Here is a 22,194-nt window from a genome sequence, read left to right on the forward strand (position 1 = left end):
GTTTATGATTTTATATTGAGGGGCAACACTGGGGGGCAAATTAGCCCATCATCCATTTTTTCCACCAATGCTGGAACACAATAAGGGCCCAAATACGAGCATGAATATCACCAGGGTTACTAGAAAACAACTGCGTCTTGAGCGCACGTACGGCGTCTACGTCAAAAACGCCCTGAGATTCAATAAAATCGTCAGAAAGTAGATCGTCGGTTATTAGAGGACGCAGCTCATTGCGAAACCACTTCAGCAACGGCACTTCAAAGCCATGCTTCGGACGCTTATATAGTTCCGGCGGTAACATTGGGCGGAAAGCATCCTGCACGATGCGCTTTTTCATGTTCGCGTTGATCTTGCTTTCAACGGGAAGAGAAAAAGCAAAATTGACTACTTTATAATCCAGAAATGGCGTCCTTACTTCCAGCGAGTTTGCCATACTCATCATGTCCACTTTCGTAAGCATGTCATTTGGTAGCACCAAGTTCATATCAGTGAGCAACACCTCGTTCAAGTCACCATCTGCATGTAAGTGCTGAAGCACGTCACGCCGACGCTTTTCGGCCAACTTCTTCCCTACTTTACGCCGTGATGCCTGGCTTAGCAAGTTGCGGGCGTCGCGCTCGCTCACAAAGGAGGCCCAGTCCCAATAGCGGTCTTTTGGGCCGCTAAGCATGCCACGGGAGAAGCGCTGAAACTGACGGATACGATTGCCAAAAAACGAATTGCGCGATTTGGGCAGAATATCCCATAAGAAGTCGAGTCCAGCAACAGCCTCGGCTTTGAAGCCACCATTCCTGATTTGAAACTCGCCCATGTGCTTGTTGTAGCCAGCAAAAAGCTCGTCAGCACCATCACCAGATAAAGCAACAGTCACTTTTTCGCGCGTGCGCTTACTAAGGATGTACACAGCTAACGCTGAAGAGTCGGCGAAGGGCTCATCGATATACTCTAGTACATCAAAGATGTGATCGTAGAGGTCCTGATTTGTCAGAGAAAAGACCGTATGGTTCGTCTGGTGCATTTTGGCTACCAGATTGGCATACTTCGTTTCATCAAAGAAGGGCTCGTCTCGAAAACCTATGCTGAAGGTATTCAGGTGAGGCGTATGGCGAGCAGCGAGAGCGGTAATAGCGGAAGAATCGATGCCACCGCTTAAGAAAGAGCCTAATGGCACGTCAGCAACCAAGCGGCGTGCTACGGCATCGTCCATCAATTCCAGCAGTTTCTTTTGCTGCTCCTCGTAGCTGAGCTTATTCTTCTGCGTCTTTTTAGGATCGTAGGGAATCCGATACCACGCTTTGCCGACTACCTTTTGGCCTTTGACATACAAATAATGGCCGGGCAGCAATTTCTTGACACCTTTGAAGATAGTAGCCGGGCCAGGAATGTAGTTGAGCTGCAAATAGTGGCTCAAGGCCACATAATCCATCTTGCGCGGCACTCCCAAAGCCAACAGCGACTTCATTTCGGAGGCAAAGAACAGCTTGTCCTCGTCGCGATAAACCAGCAAGGGCTTAACCCCCATTCGGTCGCGGGCGATGAACAGCGAATCTTCCTCTTTATCGTAAATAGCCAAGGCGAAAAAGCCGTTGAGCTTTTTCAGGCAGCTGCGCCCTTCTGTAATATATAGGCGCAGAATGACTTCCGTGTCAGTTTGGGAATGAAACTGATGCCCCTTGCGAACAAGGCGCTGTCGTAGCTCGCGAAAGTTAAATATCTCACCATTGAAGACAATCGTATACCGCCCCGACTCATCGGTCATAGGCTGATTGCCGTCGCAGGAAAGGTCAAGAATGGCAAGCCGGCGAAAGCCGAGGCCTACATTGTCGTATACATAATGCCCTTGCGAATCAGGCCCACGGCTGATAATGGCATCAGTTGAGGCTGGCAATGCGGCTAGCGAATTGCGACCAGCGTCGGAGAAAGCGAATATTCCAGTAATTCCACACATAATAGGCGGGCAAAAGTACAAACTATAAAGACGTGTGCCCAAAAAAGTAGCCGCAAGCATCTGCAACCAAAGCCGTGCCACGGTAGTACACAGCTTAGCTTACTGCTTTTTCCCACTCATTTTTGCCATGAACCTTCAGCAGCAAATGGACTTACAGCAACAATTCGAAGCCGCCGTCTCTCGCGTAGACAACCTGCCCGGCGACCAGGCCGCACCGCATATGACCGAACTCTATGGCTTATATAAACAAGCAACGGAGGGCGACCACGATACCAAAGGCGAAGTAGTGGGCGACGATAGCCCCGATAATCCTAGTGGCACACCTGGCATGTCGCAGGCGCAGTGGGACTCGTGGAGCAAGTTTAAAGGTGTAAGCGAGGAAGATGCGAAACGTCACTATATAGAAAAGGTGAATGAAATAGCAGGTCCAGTTGGCGAGCAAACTTCCGTTATAACTGGATCAGGGCAGCCAGCAACTGGTTCGCAGGTAAAACCTGAAAATACGACTCCCTCCCAGCAGCCCGGCACAGGCCCCGGCGTTTCTACTGGCGGCTTGCGCGGTGATATTACAGCTGGTGCTCCGTATGGCGGCGAAGACAAGCTGAAGGGCGACCAAGAATCGGTTTGAGGCCTACACTGATGCCAGCCCGTAAGCCGGGCAACTAGTCAGTTTTTAATTAAGACTATAAAAGAAGCCCCCAGATTAGTTCTGGGGGGCTTCTTTTATGCGTGCTTTAAAAAATCTTGCCGGGATTCATAATACCATGCGGGTCGAATACGCTTTTTATACCGCGCATCAAGTTCAGCTGCGCTTCTCCCAGCGCGATGCCGATGTAGGGCTTTTGCACCAGCCCGATACCGTGCTCACCTGAGATGGTCCCCCCCAGTTTCACACAAAGTTGAAATATCTCCCGGATCGGCTCAGCCAAGCCCTTGTGCCACATAGCATCATCAAGGTCGCCGCGAATGATATTTACGTGCAGATTGCCATCGCCAGCGTGGCCGTAGCATACCGAAGTAAATCCGTAGCGCTGCCCAATCTCTTTCACTCCTTTCAATAATGTGGGCAATTCGGCGCGAGGAACTACGGTATCTTCCTCCTTATACACAGAGTTATATCGGACGGCATTCCCCACGTTGCGACGTATTTTCCACAACTCTTCTTTCTGAGTAGCCGTGTCAGCGAGCAGTATTTCGCCGATGTCATACTTTTCTAGTACACCGTAGACCAGTTCGGCATCTTTGTACAGTTGCTCCAGTTCATTGCCATCCAGCTCGATAAGCAAGTGCGCGGTGATGTCGGGGGGCAAATTCAGCGGAATATTCAGGTAGCGCGCCGACCACTCAATGGCCTCACGCTCCATAAACTCCATTCCGGAAGGCACGATACCAGCCCGAAATATTTCTGAGACTGCAGCGGCGGCTTGCGTCTGGTCGCGAAAAGGCACTAGCAACACGATATCCTGCTTCGGGTGCGGAATAAGCCGAAAAACGACGCGCGTAATAATACCTAGCGTTCCCTCCGACCCTACCATCAGTTGAGTCAGGTTGTAGCCGGTAGCGTTTTTCAGAACATTGGCTCCCGTCCAAATAATATCACCAGTAGGCAGAACTACCTGCAAATTGAGCACATAGTCCTTGGTCACGCCATACTTTACGGCCTTCGGACCACCGCTGCTTTGGCTCAAATTGCCCCCCAGAAAGCAACTACCCTTGCTGGCAGGGTCTGGCGGGTAGAACAAGCCCTTCGCCTGTACTGCTTCCTGAAACACCTGGTTGATAACGCCCGGCTCGACAGTAGCCTGCAGGTTTCGCTCGTCGATTTCAATAATTTTATTAAGGCGCTCCGTGCTTAGCACCACGCCATGGTGTATAGGCAAAGCGCCACCACTCAACCCAGTGCCTGCACCGCGCGGCGTGACAGGAATGTGGTGCTGATGGCACAAACGAACAATCTGGCTGATCTCTTCAGCGTTAGCCGGACGTAATACAACGTCAGGAGCAAAATGCAGATCCTCTGTGTGGTCGCGGCCATAGTCGGCGTAGGCATCAGCAGTAGCGGCGGCTTCAGCGCGTTGAGCCGTGAAAAGGTGTGCAGGGCCCACGATGGCCTCAAAAGCCACCAGTAATTCGGGGGTGAGCGGTTGAAAATTCATCGAAATTTGAAAGCAAATGACTGATTCGAGTATCTTTGCGCCAATGCAGAAACACCCTACGAAGGTACATGTTTCGAGACAGTATAGCCGCCTAATCGCTATGCTGCTACTAATGACGCTGGTGTGGCTGGCCAGTTGCGGCGGCGCAAAAAAAGTAAACTACCGCAACGGGCGCTACTACTCAGCCCGTGAAATGGCCCGAATAAAGGCCGCTGAACGGCGCAAAGGCGGTTCTAAATCAAAGAGTAAATATGCATCGTCCCGAGGAAAGACGAAGGTAGTAGCTAAGCGTGGTGCCCGACGGAAGCTGCCTGCCAATATCAGCCGAGAGTTGGCCACTGTTATTCAGACGGCGCGGTCATACGAAGGTACTCCCTATAAATGGGGCGGTACAACCCGTCTGGGAATGGATTGCTCAGGACTTCTCGCTACCTCGTTTAGTGCTATCAACGTTGACATTCCGCGTTCCTCTAATGAGCAAGCAGAATGGGGTACTCCAGTTCGTTCTCAAGAACTGCAGGTAGGTGATCTAGTATTTTTTGGTGCTTCACCCGGTAGCAACCGCATCACGCACGTTGGCTTAGTAACAGAAGCCACAGCCGAAAGTGTGCAGTTTATTCACGCTTCTAGCTCTTTAGGGGTTACTGAGAACAGTTTAGATACTGATTACTACCTCAGCAGATTTATTAAGGCTGTCCGACCCAAGTTGTGAAATTGCCTTCTACCTTTGCGGCCGCAAATTGGATCTATCAACTTTTGGTAGAATAGTTAATGATTCGATAATGCATAGCTACAAAGTCATCAGTACTTTTGTAGCGCCGTCGTCTGGCTTCTTCTTTTTTCACCTTTTTTTCTCTCTATGAAACAGTTACGTTTACGCTACTTGCTGTTGTTTCTGCTTAGCGTCTGTACAGCGAGGCTGGGTTGGGCGCAGGGCGTTACCACATCAGCTATGACCGGTATTATTACCGATCAAACTGGTGCAGGGCTGCCCGGAGCAACAGTTATTGCTGTTCACACACCTACCAACACGCAGTATGTAGCTCCTACTAATGCTGAGGGACGCTTCAACCTACAAAACATGCGTGTAGGTGGTCCTTATAACGTGCGTGTTACGTTCATTGGCTACCAAGAAGCTGTACGGGAGAACATCACTTTAACTTTGGGTCAGGTACTGCGCCTAGATGTAAACCTGAGTGAAGCTACCACTCAACTGGCTGGTGTAGTTGTGACGGGCGAAGATTCGCGCTCTGTACTCAGCGGTGGCCGCGCCGGTTCTACTACTAACATCAGTACCGAAGAAATTCAGCGTCTACCTACTATCACGCGTAACCTAAACGATTTCACTCGTTTGACGCCCCAGGCTTCATCTACTTCCTCCGGCTCTATTGGAGGTGGTAACTTCCGTCAAAATAACATTACTATTGACGGTTCTGACTTCAACAACAACTTCGGTATTGGAGGCAACCTTCCCGCTGGTGGTAACCCTATCTCACTGGATGCTGTGTCGGAAATCACAGTAAACGTAACGCCTTTCGACGTGCGTCAGTCAGGCTTCATTGGTAGCGCCGTGAATGCCGTAACCCGCTCCGGGACTAATGATTTCTCCGGCTCAGTTTATACTTACTGGAGAAATGACAAGCTACAAGGCAATGAAGTAGGCGACGAAACATTTACAAAGCAAAAGTTGGAAGAAAAGCAATACGGCTTTCGGTTAGGCGGTCCCATTATTAAGGATAAGCTTTTCTTCTTTGTTAATGCCGAAAAGCTTGATAGAACTAGCCCTGGTCAGCAAAGCGTAGTTTCTTCAGCGGAGCAACCTTATGGTGTTGCTGGTACGCCCGCCAACGTTGTGCGTCCCACTGCTGCTCAATTAGATGAATTCAGCAATTATCTGCGAGATACTTATAACTACGAGACCGGACCCTACTCTGGTTACTCCTTCCAAACCGACCGTACTACCCTTTTAGGACGTCTTGACTGGAATATCAGCACCAACCACCGGCTTACTGTTCGTTACAACCAAGTAGAGAGCAAGTCACCCAGCTTTGTTAGTGGATCTAGAAGCCCTTTAGGTAACTTTCAGTTCGGTGCTAACGCTCGTACCAGCAACCTTGCTTTGTGGTATAAGAACTCTAATTATTATCAGGAACAGAACTTTTACTCGCTGGCTGTTGAGGCCAACTCTACTTTTGGAGGCAAGTTCTTCAATACATTACGGGCTACTTACACTAATCAGAATGATCCCCGTAGCTCAGATAGCGAGGTTTTCCCATTCGTAGATATCTTGGATGGTAGCCCTGGCACCACTGGTAATCCTATCACTTCTTTCGGATACGAACCATTCACGTATGGCAACCTACGCGATGTACAAACCTATTCGGTTGTTGACTTTGTGAACTTCACAGCAGGTATTCACAATCTCACGGCTGGCTTCCAATTCGATCTGCAAAACACCAAGAACGGCTTCCAGCGCTTTGCCACTAGCTATTATACCTTCAGCTCGTGGGATGATTTCAAAAATGGCGCGAAGCCCCGTGATTTCGCTCTTACCTATTCATTGCTACCTGGTTTTGAGCAGGCCTTCCCTCGCTTTCAAACAGCTCAGGGCTCCGTGTATGCTCAAGACGAAATTAACGTAACCGATAAGTTGCGTATAACTGCAGGTTTAAGAGCTGAGTTGAACTCATATTTGGATGTAAAAGAGATTCAAACACATCCAATTGTAGCAAGCCTAGCATTTGCTAACGGTGAGCAGATCGACACAGGCATATTGCCTAAGAACCGCGTATTATGGTCACCTCGCTTAGGTTTCAATTATGATGTAAAAGGTGATCGCACACTACAAGTACGTGGTGGCAGCGGCCTTTTCGCTGGCCGTGTTCCCACGGTATGGATTGTATCTCAGTCTGGTGACGCTGGTATGATTCAGTTGACTACTACCTCTTCAGGTAACGATACTCCTGGTCCATTTAATCCGGATCCAGCAGCTTACCGTCCAGATACTCCTCCAGCAGCTGGTACCCAAGTACCAGGTACAATTAGTGCAACTGATCGTGATTTCAAAAATCCACAGACTTGGAAGAGCAGCTTAGCTGTTGATGCTCAATTGCCTTTTGGCATAGTAGGTACCTTGGAAGGTATTTATAACAAAGACCTCACCGTAGCACTAGGCCGTAACCCCAACTTAGTAGAAGCGCAGCCGCTGAACATCGCTGGTTACCCAGATAATCGGCCGATCTATCCAAATGCTGTTTTCAACAAGTTTATTAATCCGCTAACTCCAGGTAGTGCTACCCCTAGTGCTACTAACCCGGGCCCAAACCAGCCAGTAGCTAATGGTAACCCCTTAGGTACACAAGCCTTCAATACTGTTGTTCTAGACAATGGAACAAAGGGCTATTACTGGTCAGTAGCAGGCAAACTAGAAAAGCGCTTTGAAGGAGGCTTATTTGCTTCGGTTGCGTATGTACGCAGCAACGCTGAAGTTTTGTTTGATGGCGGCGGCGACCAATTGTTGAATACTTGGTCGAACACCCAAATCGTTAATAACTCGAACAACCCCGAGCTGAGCTACGCTAACTACGTTGTACCTCATCGTGTAATCGGCTCTTTGTCTTATCGTAAGGAGTACCTTGGCCACTTAGGAACCACCATTTCATTGTTCTATGAAGGTTCTACCCAAGGTCGCTTTTCTTACGCTTACGGGGGTGACTTCAACCGCGATGGTCAGACTTCAAATGATCTGATCTATATACCGAAAGATGGTTCGGAGATCGACTTCTCTGACTTCAACTACGGTACTACTGCGGCGCCTAACAACGTGAGTGGAGCCCGCCAGGAAGACTTATTTTTCCAGTACATCGAGCAGGATGACTATTTGAGAAGCCGCAAGGGCCAATACGCTGAACGCAACGGTGCAAAGTTTCCATGGCGTCATCAAGTAGACGTGAAACTTGCGCAGGATCTTTTCATGGACCTTGGCGGCAAGCGTAACACTTTACAATTTACGCTTGACATTTTCAATGTAGGAAACCTGCTCAATGAGAATTGGGGCGTATTCAAGTCTGTTAACAATGCTTCTATCTTGGTTCCAACTAACGTGACAACCAATAATACCACGGTTAATCCAGGTGGAACAACTCGCCCAACTTTCCGTTTGGCTACAGACCGCAATCAGCCTATTACTTCCACTTTCAGAAATAATAACTCGCTGACATCAACTTACTTCATGCAGTTTGGCTTGCGCTACATCTTCAACTAAGCCAAGCTATTACTTGATTCTGAAAGCGGCCGGAGAAATTCTCCGGCCGCTTTTTTTGAGTGGCAATGGAAAAGATTTGCCAAAAAAAGCCCCCCAGCCTTGCAGAATCCGAAACGCGCCGTACTTTTGTCCCACCAAACACGGAAGGTGAATGGCATAACAGAAATGGGGGATTAGCTCAGCTGGCTAGAGCGCTTGCATGGCATGCAAGAGGTCATCGGTTCGACTCCGATATTCTCCACTCAAACAAAAGGCCCGGCTTATCCAGCTGGGCCTTTTGTTTGGACTTCAGATTCCGTAAGCAACTGAGCGTTGCTGTTCAGTAGGCATCAAGTCTTAAGTCAGAAAAAAGCCTCCCAGACATATTCTGGGGGCTTTTTCTTTACTTATTATTGCACCTTACACAAACAACCCTTCTACAGACAGATACCGCTCGCCGGTGTCATAGCAAAACGTGAGCACGCGGCTGCCTTGGGGCATTTCGGCAAGCTTTTGAGCTACGGCGGCCAAAGAGGCCCCAGACGAAACACCCACAAAAATCCCTTCCTCGCGGGCTGCACGACGTGCCATATCGAAGGCGGCTTGTTGACTTACCTGGATGGTGCCGTCCAGAATATTCGTGTGCAAGTTATTAGGAATGAAGCCGGCGCCGATGCCTTGAATAGGATGCGGGCCAGGGGCACCGCCACTAATAACCGGCGACAATTCAGGCTCCACGGCGAAGGTCAGCATCTTCGGAAATAATGGCTTAAGCACCTCCGTCACAGCGGTAATATGCCCCCCGTGCCAACTCCCGTGATGTGATAGTCGAAGCCTTCGGGCGCGTCGCGCAGAATTTCCTGAGCGGTTGTTTCAGCGTGCACTTTAATATTGGCGGGGTTATCAAACTGCATAGGGATCCAGGCGCCAGGGGTGTTTTGCACGATTTCATTGGCTTTTTCAATAGCGCCTTTCATGCCTTTCTCGCGCGGTGTCAGCTCCAGGTTCGCGCCATACGCTGTCATCAGACGACGGCGCTCAATCGACATTGATTCGGGCATCACCAAAGTAAGTTTGTAGCCTTTTACGGCCGCTACCATAGCCAGACCGACGCCGGTATTGCCGGAAGTTGGCTCTACAATCAAGCTATCGGGCTTGAGGATACCATCTTTTTCGGCCTGCTCAATCATAGAAAGGGCAATACGGTCTTTGATGCTGCCGCCGGGATTAGCGCGTTCCACCTTCATCCAGACTTCCACATCGGGGCGGTTGGCAAAAAGGCGATTGATACGCAGTAAGGGAGTATTGCCGATGGTGTCGAGAATGGTATTTGCTTTCATTTTCAGATGTGTGTAGGTAGATGTAAGAGACTAATTATCAGGGACAAGCCACCAGAAACAATGTTGGCTTGTCTATTCGGAATTCATATGGAAAAGGAAATATCCGCACTGGGATCTTCGGTGCGGGTCACATGGAGCTGTGCTTTATGATAAACACGGGAATGGGAAGGGACGCTATCAGTCAGCCAGACGTTGCCGCCGATAATGCTGTGGCTACCTACCACCGTACTGCCCCCTAGGATGGTTGCATTGGCATACACCACTACGTTATCTTCAATAGTTGGATGGCGCTTAATGCCTTGCAGCTGCTTGGCCACGCTCAGGGCGCCCAGCGTAACCCCCTGAAATATTTTGACATGGGCCCCGATGACTGCCGTCTCACCTATCACAATGCCGGTGCCGTGGTCAATACAGAAGGAAGAACCAATACGGGCGCCAGGATGAATATCAATGCCGGTGCGGGTGTGGGCGTACTCACCGAGCAGCCGGGGCACGCGAGGAACCGCTAACTGGTGCAGCGCATGGGCCAGCCGGTGCAATGCGATGGCGTAAAAACCCGGATACGTGGATACTACCTCGGCTACCCCCTGCGCGGCAGGGTCGGCGGCCACAATGGCATTCGCATCGAGCAGCAACAATTCCCGCAGGTGCGGGAGCTGCGCGCCTAAGGCAGATGCTACGGCCTCAGGGGCCTGGAGAGACAGAATAGGGCGAAGCAAGGCCGTCAGGTCGGCACGGAGGTGGCTCAACGTGGCAGCTACGGCATCGGCGCTGGATAATTGGCGGTCGGCACGCTCAGGGAATAACAAAGACAGTAGCTGGTCGGCCCAATGGCAAAAGGCGTGCGCTGGCAATGGAACGGTGGCTTGTTGGTGTGCTAAAGCCAGCGTCTGAACAAATTCTTCGGACATAAAGAGTATGCGTAAGGGCGCTATATGGCTGCTCTGGGGCAGCTTGACAGGCCCATTGGGCCTAAGATAACGTCATTTGAAGTAGCAGCAACAATCGGTAGTAGCGAAGGTTTGGGGCAGCTACACGCAGACAACCGCAACACTGCCTTGCTCGTTATGAAAGCACAACCTCCGACACTTCACTCCAAAACACCCCATTTATGTCCGATTCCACTATCATCAAAGTCGATTCTCAGCACTCGCCCAAAGGCAACGACGGGGAAAAGTACCTCGCCTCAGGCAAGAACATATCCATGCGCCTCTGGGAAAATGAGCAGCCCAGCGACGACAAAGAGCCCGTATCGCGGCCTTATGAAACAGTAGGCTATGTGATTAGTGGCCGCGCCGAGCTACACTCCGAGGGCCAAGTGGTCATACTGGAGCCCGGCAATTCGTGGGTGGTGCCCAAAGGAGCCTCGCATACGTACAAAATTCTGGAAACCTTCACGGCTGTAGAAGCCACCACTCCTCCCTACCAAGTACACGGCCGCGAAGACAAGCAGGCCTAAGGCCGCGCTTCCTTCACCGCAAAAAAGCCCCCCAGTCAGCTTACAGTAATCTGAAAGCTGACTGGGGGGCTTTTTTATAAAGCTAAGTGCTAGCGTACCAACTCAATGCGGTCAATTTTGTCACCGATCTCCAGTCGGCTTACTACATCAAGCCCACCGACAACCTGAGCAAAAATTGTGTAGCGGCCATCGAGGTGGGGCGTGGGGGCGTGAGTGATAAACCACTGGCAGCTTTCGGTGTCTTTGCCAGCTGAGGCCAGCCCAACGGCCCCCGCGCCATAGCGCAGGTCAGCAAATTCGGAGCGAAGGTTATAGTCGGTGCTGCCCCAGCCATCACCGCGCGGGCAGCCTCCCTGAGCCACAAAGTTGGGCACGACCCGATGGAAGTTTTTCCCGTTGTAAAAACCTTTCTCCAGCAGTTCCACGAAGTTGGCCACCGAGCCCGGCGCTGCTTCCACCAGCAACTGAAAGACAATATCGCCTTTACTCGTGTGCACAATAGCCCGCTGCCCAGTCGGAATCCTACTTATCGTTGTCCAGCTTATTGGGTGCGCCACGATGGAGGACGAGGTTACGAGCGGCGTGGGGGGCTTTTTGGTTAGATAATCAATCGTCTGCTGCAGGGATTGCCAGGCTTCGAGGTCGCGGGGCATGGTGAGCTTGTCGCGAGCCTGGGTTAGAAAGTCGATAGAGGTCAGCAGCGGCTGCACATTCAGCTTGGGGTCTCGGATGGCTTCGGCAGCGAGGCCCATAACGGCTACATCACCGCTGCCCACAGCCCGCTGCAACAGCAAGGCAAAAGCCGGATACTGGGCTTCTGGAAAGTCGGGTAAGCGCCGCATAGCTACCAGCGCCTCCATACCATACGTCCCGATAAGGACCGGCTGCTGGGGGGCAAATGTGGCCGCAGAAACGAATTCGTAAGCACTCGGGTCTTCGCCTAACGCTTTTAATAAATAGCCTTTCTCATACGGATCGGTGGCGGCGGTGTAGCGTTCCTGCACGGCTCCACGAATAGCTTGTTGGCCTTCTCCCCGCTGTTTGAGGGCAGCGGCTAGCAACGTTGCCCGCACCCGCCACGGTTGTAGCTTATTGGCTTTCTCCAGAAATAGCGTACCCGGCTCTTGGGCAGCATGAGTCAGAAAAAACTCTGCCGCCGTTAGCGCCACCTGATCATTTTTATCCGTTAGGGCCGCCCATGCTGCTTCTTTTACGGGCACATACATGGCTGCATTCATCGCCCGTAGCGCACTCACGCGCACCTGATATTCGGGGTCGCGGCGTGTGATAGCGGCCAAAACGCTGGGCACGGATGGTGCTTCGGCCGCTTTGCTCAAGGCAGAAGTAGCGGCACTTCGCACAGCATAAGCCGGATCGGCCTGGGCTACTCTGGCGAGGGCAACGGCATACAATGTCAGATCGAGGCCGCGGGAACGAGCCAGAGCGTTGGTTGCAGCCAGGCGCGCTCCATGCGGATTAGGCAACTCTATCAGCTGCATGAGCCGAGCTACGGCCGCGTCAGAAGTAATGCCACGCAATCCAGCCCGATACAGCCCCCAAGCCTGACCCGTAATGCTAGCGGTATCAGAGGCCAGACTAGGGGGCAAACGCAGCAGGGTGTTTAGCTCATTGCGGGTGAGGCAGCGGCCGAGGGCTTCGAGAATAGTGCGGCGCGCGGCCGGGTCGGGCTCGGCAGCTATACGCTGTTGCAGTGCCGGGGTAGCGCTACTATCAGCCGTCTGGCCGAGGGCAAATGCTGCTGCGCGGCGCACACCCGGATCAGTATCGCTGAGGCAGGTAACTAAAGCGGAGGTGGCGGCTTTGTCCTGCACTGAGGCGAAAGCTAAGGCTGCCTCACGCCGATGCGTAGCGTCGGGCCGGCTCAGATACGGCAGCAGCAACGCCATTTGGCGAGCATCCTGCGCGGTTGCAATTCGCCGCAGGGCCGTGTCAGCCGTAAACTTATTGATGGAAGTAGCCGAGCCTGTACTTGGCGCGCTGGGGCGCGGCGTGGTACAGGCGCCCAGCCAACTGCTCAGGCAGCCAAAAGCGAGCAGTTTGGTGAGGCGGAAAAGGAAGAGTGGATGGGTCATCGATGGCCAAAATAGCCAAAATATGACGCTGACGCTAGTGTACTCGCTAAGCAGTTGTTAGTGAATACAATACAGTTCAAAATAGGCTCTATCACTGCGCTAGCCCAGCGATGAACTTCTTTATTCTGCAATAAAGCAGCCCACAGCCTCTGTCCGTGACTTGGCCACTGGCTTACCAGTAGTAATAGCGGCTAGTGCGTCGCGCAGTTCCTGCTCGGTCACAACAGTACGGCGCTGGCCGAGACGCACGTAGCTATTGTCAATGCGGCCCTGGTAAAGTATGGTACGACCATCGGCCGAGGCCACTACTACCTCCGGAGTGATACGGGCCTGAAAACGATGCGTAAGCTGCTTTTTGCTATCCATTTTCAGCGGAAAAGGCACCTTGTAGGTGCGGCCAAACGCGGCAATATCGGCCAGCGATGTTTGCTGATCAGGAAACAAGCCTACAAACTGTACGCCTTGCGAAGAATATGCAGCATACAAGTTGCGCAGCGCCAATGTAGCCTGTTGGCTAATTGGGCAGGTTTCGGCCAGAAATACGTAAACTGTGGCCACCTGCTTCGGACTTCGGCCTGGGTTCTGACTAAACACTGGCAGCGTGGTCACGAAAAAGCACACTAAAGCAAGCGTCTCTACCAGCCACCATTTTACACGAATCATATTCCTTTAGCTTAAGGTACGCTATTGTACATGAGCCATACTACTCATTGCAAGTAATAGTCAGTTGACAAACGGAAGGTTCGCTGGCAGTCATTTATTTCTAACGGCCAAGTATTGATCTACTCTAATCCGGTGCTTCTAGGCAGCACATGCGGCCGGTTGGAATCGGTGGTGGCCGAAAGCCCTGGGTCAACGTGGTGCCGCGCATTTCCAGCTCAATTTCCGGGCAAGTAGCGCAGGGCAACGGGGCATTCCAACACTGAATCCCGACCTGCGGTACGCGAACCAATAAGCCCTTACTCGGTTTCAGGAACAGCGTAGGCACCGCGGGAGCCGCCGCAGGCCACAGCAGGCGTTGCGCGAAAGTCTGGGGCTGCGTGCGTAACTGGTACACTGGGTCGCGCAGGGAATGAAGGCCCCACGCCAGAGTCAGCAACACTGGCAACCACGCAACGGCTCCACTACGCGGCCGCGTTGGGGCATGATTCAACCAAGGCCACAATCCAGCAATCAGCAGAAAACCAACACCGAAGCGGTAATCAGGTGCCGCCCAGAACCAAAAAAAGCCCCCAGCCACGCGGTTAACCAGCCTGCGGCCCACCCTGTTTCCTGGGAAGAGAACTTGCGCCAACGTATTATCGCCGGCACCACAGAGCCAGCAGCCAGCAACATGACGCCCTGCATAAAATTACTTTGCGTAAGCCACCAATGCGGCACCCATTGGGCTAGCGTCTGGTGGGGCGGCAAACAAGTGGGGTGCGTTGTCCACCGGCCCACGTTTGTAATCATGTATTGCTCTTTTTGAACTGAGTCCAGCGGAATCTTCCAATCGACTGTGATCCAATCGAGAGCAGCAACAGGGTAGATAAGGTAGCCCGACAAGAGGATACCGCGCACCAGCCAAGGCGTGAGCATACAGAATACAAGTCCTGCCACTAGTAACCAATGGCTACGAGTCATAGCGCGTCGGCTGGCCCACAGGCTATGTAAGGGCAGCAACAAAGCCGGCAGCGCCGAGAGCTTTATCGTAACAGCCAGCAGAACAACCAGCCCTACCAACACAGTATCAGCATCGAAGCGATGGCCGTTGCCTAGCTCCCACTTTCGAGCGTAGCGCAGGAAGGCAAAAATTAACAGCACGGGCAGCACGTAGTCGGGAGTTGGCGACGACAGCCAAATCTGAAAGCTCCAGAGCAGCAAAAAGAAAAGCAGCGGCAGTGCCCACGCCTCCCGCGAGCCACGCCTCGTTCCTATCATTGCCCGCACCATGGCTCCCAGCAATAACACATATAAAAAGCCCCCCAGCCCATACACAGTGCCCACCGGGCTGCCGTAGCGAAACAAGGACAGCAGCGGAAACCAGCTGGAATTGAAGGCCAGTCGCCCGTGCAAGTTGCCCAAGCCCGGAACCGTTGGGTATTCATTCAGCCATTTTAAGGTCTGGAAATGATACAGCCCTGAGTCGAAATTGGCGGGGGCTACAGTGCTTAGATGGAGCAGTCGGATGCCGAGCACGCCCAGAATGGCGAGGCTAGCCAGGAGTGAATAGCGGTTATTAGGATGCTTAACTACTTGCCAGCCTTGTCGGAAATCGGCTGATATTTCTTTGCGTTGCGCCACCATCAGAGCCAGAACACTGGCCGCAACCACCAGTTGAATACTCGTCCTGATGGCCCAGCTCAGCGAAATGCCCCCCACAACTGGCGCCACCACACACAGGCCCAACAAACTGAGCCATTCCAACGGCAGTGCTTCCTCGGTGCCAGATAACCCTTTGCTTCGCAGCCAACTCCACGCAGTTCGCCCCACCACCCTTGTTACGGCAGCAGTTATCAACCAGGAAAGCAACAGGGTCAACATGGGGGGCAAATATGCCAGGATGCGATGATAAACCAGCAGTCGCTCCTAAATCTGCGGGCGAAAGAATCATTCTGGTACTATAGTTCGATTCGTTAGGCTTCCGGCCTGATTTTGGCGCTGGGGGGCTTTATCACCAACTTTGCCCCGCTTTACTCCTCCCTTCATGACTATTCTCCGCCCTTCCCTCCTTCGCTATCTGCCTTTGCTTGCGGTACTGGCCACGGCCTGCACCGCGCCGCGCACCTTTACTAGTTCGGGTAAGGTTACTCCCCGGGGTGAGTTTCGGGTAGGCGGCAACACAGCGTTCAATGTGGCCACCGAAACGCTGGATCAGGCGGGCTCAACGCTGAAAGATGCTGCTACAGCGGCCGCCCGCAAAGACACTGTGCAGTATAGCGCCGCCGTTGATAGGCTACAGGCGGCGGCTCTGGCCTACGTGCTCGATCCGGTGCAGCCTACTGCCGACCTATACGTGCGCTACGGCGTCACCGACCGCGTAGATGCAGGCTACAAGTACGCTTTCGGCTCACACGTTTTCGACGCCATGTACCAGTTTATGGGGCCAACGGGTACACCGGAAAACCCTGATGGCCAAGCGGGTGCCATGTATGGTAGCATCGGGCTACAGTTTGCTACCCAGCGCGCCAAGTTGCCCAACCTTCCCTTCCTCGATGATATTGCGGACGTATTAAGCTTTCGGGCCAACCGCAATGACTTGATTGTACCACTGGTGTTCAGCAAATCGTTTGGGCCCGAAGAGGAAATTGGCGCGTTGTCGTTCGGCGTGGTTTATACGCACACCTTCGTACGCTATGGCTTCGATTCCAATAAAGTATATCAAGTCGGCACCAACAACCTCTTGGCCGGCTTAAATCAGAAGCAGGATTTTGGTGCTTTCGGTGGCTTTATAAATGCCAAAATTGGGTACCGTTACGCCTACGTCATTCCGGCCGTATCGGTGTTTTACCAAAACTACGGTACCTATCAACTGCTGAACAACCGTTCTACTACGCTGAAAGGCGTAACGATTGTGCCCTCTATCGGCCTGCAGTTTCGCATACCTGGCAGCCGACGCTAACTCATCAGCCAAGTAGCAATACGCTTCCAACCCCGGCTTCTTTATGGCGTACACCGTACGTGTAGGACAAGCACCCTGCACGTACGGTTTTGCCTTTTCCAGACTACATAGAACCAGTCTGGGGGCAATTTTCAGCTTATCCAATGAAGCCTATTCGCTCTTCTTTCCTGGCAATGCTGGCCCTGCGCTGTCCGCGCTGCCATCAGGGACCGTTGTTTAAATACCCAACGTATCGCGTTACCAAGTTCTCCCAAATGCTGGATTCCTGTCCGGTTTGCGGGCAGGCCTATGAGCCGGAGCCGGGCTTTTACTGGGGGGCAATGTTTGTGAGCTACGGCTTCTCAGTCGCAATTTTTGCGCTGAGCGGCGTCGGCTTATACTACCTGGCCGGCGACCCAGCCGTGTGGGTTTACGTGCTCACCGTAGCCGTCGTCACCGTACTGACAATGCCGCTGGTATTTCGCTACTCCCGCGCCCTGATGCTGTATTTGTTCGGCTTTGTCCGCTATAATCCGCGGTGGGCCGAAAACACGGAGCAGCCGTCGCAGAAGGCGTAGCCGGCCGCACCTCAAATAAGGCTTTAGAAGTTGGCTACTGCCGGTTATTCTCCAAATACCCTTCGGTGAAGATCTGGTAGCGGTCAAAAATAGAGCGCACCGAGCGCTTCAATACCAATTCACCCTGTGCGCCGGGGGGCACCGTTACGCCCGAAGCGTAGCCGTTCCACACGGCGCGGTTGGTTTTGTTATCGATAAGCGTGACCAGCAACGTGCCTTCCGTGAGCAGCAGCTTCACTGGCTTGTAGCCCTGGCGCTCTTCTTTGGGAGTCTCGTCATCTTCCACGATGCCAGTTGTTACCCACCGCGTGAGGTCCTCTTGGGCATAACCGCGAAAACGCATATCGCCTTCAAACACGCGGAAGTTTACCAGCAAGTCAGCGCGGCTGCGCGCCGGCCGGTAGCCTTGCACCCGCATACGGGTCCGAATAGCCTCGCGCAATACTTCGCCCAGCCGACTAGTATCAGCAGCTAAGCCTTGGCCAGTAATGAAATCATAGGTCCGATAGCGGCGAAAATTGCCAGTGTAGCTATAGTCCGATTCGACTCGGGCCTCACGTGAGGCGAAGCAGCCTGTCATTGCTAGTGCCAGCAAAGTTAGGAGCAGCGTAAACGATAGTTTCATGGGTGTTGGCTATTGGTGATACCTATTCCCAAGATACGAAATCGATTTTGTTTACGGTTTGATAATCAAGTGAAAAGGGGCAAAAAATATTGGTAATAGCTACTGATGCGCTTCGTTCGCGCTTCGTGGTTATTCTGGCAGTATTCTGCCTCAAATCAAACGTCTAGCGATAGCCTGCGGCCTGCAAAGCAAACAACTCAGCATAACGCCCCCCACGGGCCAGCAGCTCCGGGTGCGAACCAATCTCGACGAACTCGCCGTTTTCAATGACCAGAATGCGGTCGGCCATGCGCACAGTGCTAAAGCGGTGCGAAATGAGCACGGCGGTTTTGCCTTTGGTCAGGTCGGCGAAGCGTTGGAAAACTTCGTGCTCAGCGCGGGCATCGAGGGCGGCAGTAGGCTCATCCAGAATAAGCAGCTGGGCATCGCGCATGTAGGCCCGACCCAAGGCAATTTTTTGCCATTCGCCCCCGCTTAGATCTACGCCACCAGCGAAGCGGCGCCCGATAATCTGGTCGTAGCCAGCGGGCAGCTTTTGCACCACCGTATCGGCCAGACTTTGGGCCGCCGCCGCCTGAATGCGGTCTTGGTTTCCCTTCTCTTCAATGCGGCCTACAGCCAGATTCTGCCCCGCCGATAATTGGAAGCGCACGAAGTCCTGAAAGATGACGCCGATTTCCTGACGCAGCTCGGCCGGGTCATATTCGCGTAGGTCATAGCCGTCGAGCAGAATGCGGCCCTCCGTGGGGTCATACAGGCGAGCCAGCAGTTTAACTAAGGTTGTTTTGCCGGCGCCGTTTTCGCCCACCAATGCCAGTTTCTCGCCGGCTTGCAGCGTAAAGCTCAGGTTGCGAATGGCCCATTTGCCGGCGTTCCGGTATTTGAAGCCCACATTTTCAAACTGGAAACCCACCTGAATAGGCCGCGGAAACGGCCGCACGACGTGGGCTTCGTCGCGAATAATGCGCGGCTGAATACGGAAGAAATCGAAGAAGTCCTGTAGATACAGTGCGCCTTCGGCCACGCTGCTAAAGCGGCTCAGGATACCTTCGAGCAAGCCGCGCATGCGGGCAAATGAACCCGCCAAAAACGTAAGCTGGCCAATCGAAATTTGCCCCCTGACGGCTTGCGAAATGATATACACATAGGCTGCGTAGTAGCCAGCCGCGCCTACCGCCGCGAAAAAAGCCCCCCAGCCCGCCCGACGCAATACCAACGCTTTATTCTGTTGATAAAATTGATCTGACAGCAGCTTAAACCGATCAATCAGAAAGCCTGACAAGCCAAATATCTTAACTTCCTTGGCGGTTTCGTCGCTGGCGCCGGTTTGGCGCAGGTAGTCCAGCTCGCGGCGCTCCGGCGTCCAGCCGTGCACCAGCGAATAGCTGCGCTCATTAAAGTGGGACTCGCCCAGAAAAGCCGGAATAACGGCCACCAACAGTAACAGCAGCAACCACGGATTGAACGCTACCAGCCCTACGGCCAGAAACGCCATGGTAATGGCATCCTGGGCTTGACTGAGCACTTGCGCCATCAGCACGGTGCGCGAAAGGGTTTGGCGGCGGGCGCGTTCGAGCTTATCGTAAAAGGTGCTGTCTTCGAACTGATCGAGATCGAGTTCTGCGGCGTGCTCCATGAGGCGCACGGAGGAACGGTTGGCGAATAAATCGCCCAGCAAACTATCGAGCAAGGCCACACCGCGCCCCAGCGTATCCGACAAAATGGCCAGCCCAAACTCCAGCGCTACTAAGCTCAGCAGCGGCCTCAACGAAGCGTCAGAATTGCCCCCCGACCGCGCTAAACTCACGACGGAGTCGAGAATAAGCTGACCTACATACAGCATGGCCACGGGCAATGCCGCTCGCAGCAGACGCAGACCAATATTACCGAGGGTGAGGCTGGGGCTGGTTTCCCAAATGAGCTTCAGGAAAGCCGGAATGTTTTTTAGCGCCGAAAATCGCTCCCGCACGGTGAGGGCTGGCTTACCATCAGGACGGGGGCGTTTGGCGGAAATTTTATCGAAAAGATCAGAGAACCAAGGCATAGAAAATGGCACCGACACACTTCGCGCCGAACTGTTGAGGCAGCCGTTTTGGCATACAGTCTACCCGAAAACGCAGTGTATAATACAGCCTGGCCTATACCTAATTATATAGCCACAAGCCATCGGAACTGGTTAATTCTTAGACAACAAAAAGTGCTGGGAAAAGGCTAGTGGCTTGTGAAGAAGATCAGCATATGGCGTATATCTCATAATTTCAATATCTTCCTTAACACGCTAACAACTGGACAGATATGAATGCAGAAGCTAAAATTCTGAAGGCGGAAGACGGGACTCGGCTCACCGTGCTAGGTGATCATCAGCGTATTATGCTAAGTGGCAAGGACACCAACAATCAGTTCACGCTGATAGAACAATGGAATGACCCCGGTATCGGCGTTCCGAAGCACGTGCATGCCAATGAAGACGAGGTGTTTCATGTGTTGGAAGGCACGGTTGAGTTTCATATAGAAGACACGGTTCAAACCTTGAAGGCAGGCGAGCTAACCTACGTGCCGCGCGGCGTAGCGCACCGCTTTACTGTGGTGGGCGATGCCAAAGCCAAGGTTCATTTATCCATCTTTCCGGCTGGGATAGAGCGCATGTTTGAGGAGTTGAACCAACTACCGCCCGGTCCGCCAGACTTTGCCCGCATTACGCAAATATGCGCGAGTTACGGGGTGACGATTCTACCGTAAAACCCAGGTCTTAATACAGTTAGAACAAACACCCCTAGAGGTGTACAGCTTCGCTTTATTGCTTTCGCTGCTGCTTGCTCATGGGGGGCAAAAACTTTAACCAACTGGTGTGAGGAGGCGTACCTTTGCATCTATGCGCTTCTTCAAGAACAGTATTTACTCGGCTGGCTTTTGGCTGATGTGTCTGAGTTCATTTCTGTTTTTCATCAGCTTCAATATGCTCCTACCGGAGCTCCCTGATTATCTCACGCGGCTGGGCGGAGCTGACTATAAAGGATTTATCATTGCGCTTTTTACACTTACGGCGGGAATTTCGCGGCCGTTTAGTGGCAAGTTGGCCGATACTGTGGGGCGTATTCCGGTAATGGTATTTGGCTCGCTGGTGTGCTTTCTGTGCGGCTTCTTCTACCCCTGGGTAACCACGGTTGCGGGGTTTCTGCTGCTGCGCCTGCTTCACGGATTCAGCACGGGTTTCAAACCTACTGGCACGGCCGCCTTTATTGCCGATATCATTCCGCTCCAGCGCCGGGGTGAGGCAATGGGCTTACTGGGTGTGGCGGGCAGTTTAGGTATGGCCGCCGGGCCAGTAGTAGGAAGCTTGATTACCAATCAGTTTTCGCTCGAAACAATGTTTTACTGCTCTTCAGGAGCGGCGTTACTATCGTTAGCAGTGCAGGGCACCATGACTGAAACCTTGCCCCAAGCCCAGCGCGAACGGTTTAGCTGGCGTCTGCTACGCTTGGAATGGAGTGAGGTACTGGAACCTCAGGTGCGCGCGCCGGCTATTGTTACGCTGCTGTGCCTGTTCCCATTCGGCATTGTGCTCACCGTTATTCCCGACCAAAGCCAACTGCTGGGCATCACCAACAAAGGGCTGTTTTTTACCTTTTTTACCACTGCATCCTTATTGGTGCGGCTAGTGGCAGGCCGCGCTTCCGACACTTACGGGCGCGTACCAATTCTACGGGTCTCGGCGGCCTTGCTGGCTTTCTCCATGATTCTGCTGATTGTAGCCAACTCGGCAACAATATTTCTAGCTGCTGCCGTCATATTCGGCTTAGCCGCAGGGCTTAACTCCCCTACCCTCTACGCCTGGACCATCGACCTGAGCCATGAGCAGCGGCGCGGACGGGCCGTGGCCACCATGTACATCGCGCTGGAAGCCGGCATTGGGCTGGGGGCGCTGCTGTCGGGCTGGCTGTATGGCAACATCGCCAGTCATTTGCCTTATGTACACGCACTTGGAGCCATTGCTACGCTAGCCGCGCTGGCTTACCTGATGTGGGGCGTACGGGCCGAAGAGCGAGTTCGAGCTACCGCTTAACGTATACATAAATCTATATAGCAGAAAACTTGGAAGAGACGCGTCAATCTTGCACTTTTGGTTGCCGGATTCCCGGTCTCTTTCCTACACGGTGATTTTGGCTTATTTT

Annotated in this window: 17 protein-coding genes, 1 tRNA gene and 1 pseudogene; 9 read left to right on the forward strand and 10 right to left on the reverse strand. The window is 52.8% G+C overall.

Annotation, left to right across the window (positions count from 1 at the left end):
* Positions 1-40: 40 nt before the first annotated feature.
* On the reverse strand, positions 41-1,948 hold the full coding sequence (gene asnB, locus EPD59_RS17010) for an asparagine synthase (glutamine-hydrolyzing) (RefSeq protein ID WP_133273832.1): 1,908 nt from the start codon (positions 1,946-1,948) through the stop codon (positions 41-43).
* Positions 1,949-1,982: 34 nt separating this feature from the next.
* Between asnB and EPD59_RS17015 the strand changes: the two genes are divergently transcribed.
* Complete coding sequence (locus EPD59_RS17015; RefSeq protein WP_133273833.1) at positions 1,983-2,576, forward strand: acyl-CoA-binding protein; 594 nt, start codon at positions 1,983-1,985, stop codon at positions 2,574-2,576.
* A 106-nt stretch (positions 2,577-2,682) separates the two neighbouring features.
* On the opposite strand, the gene EPD59_RS17020 is transcribed toward EPD59_RS17015, so the two are convergent.
* Positions 2,683-4,104: an FAD-binding oxidoreductase gene (locus EPD59_RS17020; RefSeq protein ID WP_133273834.1), complete on the reverse strand. Its 1,422-nt coding sequence runs from the start codon at positions 4,102-4,104 to the stop codon at positions 2,683-2,685.
* 100 nt (positions 4,105-4,204) lie between these two features.
* On the opposite strand from EPD59_RS17020, the gene EPD59_RS17025 reads away from it, so the two are divergent.
* The 3 genes from EPD59_RS17025 to EPD59_RS17035 all read left to right on the forward strand — a co-directional run bounded on the left by EPD59_RS17025 (position 4,205) and on the right by EPD59_RS17035 (position 8,609).
* Positions 4,205-4,816, forward strand: coding sequence for a C40 family peptidase (locus tag EPD59_RS17025; RefSeq protein ID WP_240731463.1), 612 nt, complete (start codon positions 4,205-4,207; stop codon positions 4,814-4,816).
* 147 nt (positions 4,817-4,963) lie between these two features.
* The gene (locus EPD59_RS17030; RefSeq protein ID WP_133273835.1) at positions 4,964-8,368 is read left to right on the forward strand and encodes a TonB-dependent receptor; all 3,405 of its coding nucleotides are present in this window, start codon (positions 4,964-4,966) and stop codon (positions 8,366-8,368) included.
* 167 nt (positions 8,369-8,535) lie between these two features.
* Positions 8,536-8,609 (forward strand) — tRNA-Ala (locus EPD59_RS17035).
* Positions 8,610-8,767: 158 nt separating this feature from the next.
* Here the strand turns inward: EPD59_RS17035 and cysK are convergent.
* Positions 8,768-9,687, reverse strand: a pseudogene (gene cysK / locus EPD59_RS24195) (cysteine synthase A).
* Positions 9,688-9,770: 83 nt separating this feature from the next.
* Positions 9,771-10,598, reverse strand: a complete 828-nt coding sequence (locus EPD59_RS17045) for a serine O-acetyltransferase (protein WP_133273836.1) — start codon at positions 10,596-10,598, stop codon at positions 9,771-9,773.
* A gap of 200 nt (positions 10,599-10,798) precedes the next feature.
* Here EPD59_RS17045 and EPD59_RS17050 point away from each other — a divergent pair, with 200 nt between their 5' ends.
* Positions 10,799-11,146, forward strand: coding sequence for a cupin domain-containing protein (locus EPD59_RS17050; protein WP_133273837.1), 348 nt, complete (start codon positions 10,799-10,801; stop codon positions 11,144-11,146).
* A gap of 89 nt (positions 11,147-11,235) precedes the next feature.
* Here EPD59_RS17050 and EPD59_RS17055 read toward each other — a convergent pair whose 3' ends face one another.
* From EPD59_RS17055 to EPD59_RS17070, 4 genes are all read right to left on the reverse strand, one after another.
* Positions 11,236-13,239 (reverse strand): peptidylprolyl isomerase, encoded by a 2,004-nt coding sequence (locus tag EPD59_RS17055; RefSeq protein ID WP_133273838.1) that lies wholly within the window; start codon positions 13,237-13,239, stop codon positions 11,236-11,238.
* A 120-nt stretch (positions 13,240-13,359) separates the two neighbouring features.
* Positions 13,360-13,902, reverse strand: coding sequence for a redoxin domain-containing protein (locus EPD59_RS17060; protein ID WP_133273839.1), 543 nt, complete (start codon positions 13,900-13,902; stop codon positions 13,360-13,362).
* Between the two features lie 124 nt (positions 13,903-14,026).
* A complete protein-coding gene (locus tag EPD59_RS17065) occupies positions 14,027-14,479 on the reverse strand; it encodes a hypothetical protein (protein ID WP_133273840.1) in 453 nt (150 codons plus the stop codon).
* Positions 14,413-15,762, reverse strand: coding sequence for an LIC_10190 family membrane protein (locus tag EPD59_RS17070; protein ID WP_133273841.1), 1,350 nt, complete (start codon positions 15,760-15,762; stop codon positions 14,413-14,415). The genes EPD59_RS17065 and EPD59_RS17070 overlap by 67 nt, the downstream gene beginning before the upstream one ends.
* A 163-nt stretch (positions 15,763-15,925) precedes the next feature.
* Between EPD59_RS17070 and EPD59_RS17075 the strand changes: the two genes are divergently transcribed.
* Positions 15,926-16,840, forward strand: coding sequence for a hypothetical protein (locus EPD59_RS17075; RefSeq protein WP_133273842.1), 915 nt, complete (start codon positions 15,926-15,928; stop codon positions 16,838-16,840).
* Between the two features lie 143 nt (positions 16,841-16,983).
* Positions 16,984-17,397, forward strand: coding sequence for a DUF983 domain-containing protein (locus EPD59_RS17080; protein ID WP_240731466.1), 414 nt, complete (start codon positions 16,984-16,986; stop codon positions 17,395-17,397).
* Between the two features lie 34 nt (positions 17,398-17,431).
* On the opposite strand, the gene EPD59_RS17085 is transcribed toward EPD59_RS17080, so the two are convergent.
* Entirely contained in the window at positions 17,432-18,022 is a 591-nt protein-coding gene (locus EPD59_RS17085; protein ID WP_133273843.1) for a DUF4136 domain-containing protein, read from the reverse strand.
* Positions 18,023-18,185: 163 nt separating this feature from the next.
* Positions 18,186-20,066 (reverse strand): ABC transporter ATP-binding protein, encoded by a 1,881-nt coding sequence (locus EPD59_RS17090; protein ID WP_133273844.1) that lies wholly within the window; start codon positions 20,064-20,066, stop codon positions 18,186-18,188.
* 251 nt (positions 20,067-20,317) lie between these two features.
* On the opposite strand from EPD59_RS17090, the gene EPD59_RS17095 reads away from it, so the two are divergent.
* Positions 20,318-20,761: a cupin domain-containing protein gene (locus EPD59_RS17095; RefSeq protein ID WP_133273845.1), complete on the forward strand. Its 444-nt coding sequence runs from the start codon at positions 20,318-20,320 to the stop codon at positions 20,759-20,761.
* A gap of 133 nt (positions 20,762-20,894) precedes the next feature.
* Positions 20,895-22,085, forward strand: a complete 1,191-nt coding sequence (locus EPD59_RS17100; RefSeq protein WP_133273846.1) for an MFS transporter — start codon at positions 20,895-20,897, stop codon at positions 22,083-22,085.
* Positions 22,086-22,194: the final 109 nt, after the last annotated feature.

It is taken from the genome of Hymenobacter radiodurans (assembly GCF_004355185.1).
Taxonomy (GTDB): domain Bacteria; phylum Bacteroidota; class Bacteroidia; order Cytophagales; family Hymenobacteraceae; genus Hymenobacter; species Hymenobacter radiodurans.

What these genes read in the sequence shown, in the direction of transcription:
- EPD59_RS17030 (WP_133273835.1), top strand. Translation starts at nt 4,964, where the DNA reads ATGAAACAGTTACGTTTACGCTACTTGCTGTTGTTTCTGCTTAGCGTC.
- EPD59_RS17100 (WP_133273846.1), top strand. Translation starts at nt 20,895, where the DNA reads ATGCGCTTCTTCAAGAACAGTATTTACTCGGCTGGCTTTTGGCTGATG.
- EPD59_RS17050 (WP_133273837.1), top strand. Translation starts at nt 10,799, where the DNA reads ATGTCCGATTCCACTATCATCAAAGTCGATTCTCAGCACTCGCCCAAA.
- asnB (WP_133273832.1), bottom strand. Translation starts at nt 1,948, where the DNA reads ATGTGTGGAATTACTGGAATATTCGCTTTCTCCGACGCTGGTCGCAAT.
- EPD59_RS17095 (WP_133273845.1), top strand. Translation starts at nt 20,318, where the DNA reads ATGAATGCAGAAGCTAAAATTCTGAAGGCGGAAGACGGGACTCGGCTC.
- EPD59_RS17085 (WP_133273843.1), bottom strand. Translation starts at nt 18,022, where the DNA reads ATGAAACTATCGTTTACGCTGCTCCTAACTTTGCTGGCACTAGCAATG.
- EPD59_RS17045 (WP_133273836.1), bottom strand. Translation starts at nt 10,598, where the DNA reads ATGTCCGAAGAATTTGTTCAGACGCTGGCTTTAGCACACCAACAAGCC.
- EPD59_RS17060 (WP_133273839.1), bottom strand. Translation starts at nt 13,902, where the DNA reads ATGATTCGTGTAAAATGGTGGCTGGTAGAGACGCTTGCTTTAGTGTGC.
- EPD59_RS17020 (WP_133273834.1), bottom strand. Translation starts at nt 4,104, where the DNA reads ATGAATTTTCAACCGCTCACCCCCGAATTACTGGTGGCTTTTGAGGCC.
- EPD59_RS17080 (WP_240731466.1), top strand. Translation starts at nt 16,984, where the DNA reads ATGAAGCCTATTCGCTCTTCTTTCCTGGCAATGCTGGCCCTGCGCTGT.
- EPD59_RS17025 (WP_240731463.1), top strand. Translation starts at nt 4,205, where the DNA reads ATGCTGCTACTAATGACGCTGGTGTGGCTGGCCAGTTGCGGCGGCGCA.
- EPD59_RS17070 (WP_133273841.1), bottom strand. Translation starts at nt 15,762, where the DNA reads ATGTTGACCCTGTTGCTTTCCTGGTTGATAACTGCTGCCGTAACAAGG.
- EPD59_RS17090 (WP_133273844.1), bottom strand. Translation starts at nt 20,066, where the DNA reads ATGCCTTGGTTCTCTGATCTTTTCGATAAAATTTCCGCCAAACGCCCC.
- EPD59_RS17055 (WP_133273838.1), bottom strand. Translation starts at nt 13,239, where the DNA reads ATGACCCATCCACTCTTCCTTTTCCGCCTCACCAAACTGCTCGCTTTT.
- EPD59_RS17075 (WP_133273842.1), top strand. Translation starts at nt 15,926, where the DNA reads ATGACTATTCTCCGCCCTTCCCTCCTTCGCTATCTGCCTTTGCTTGCG.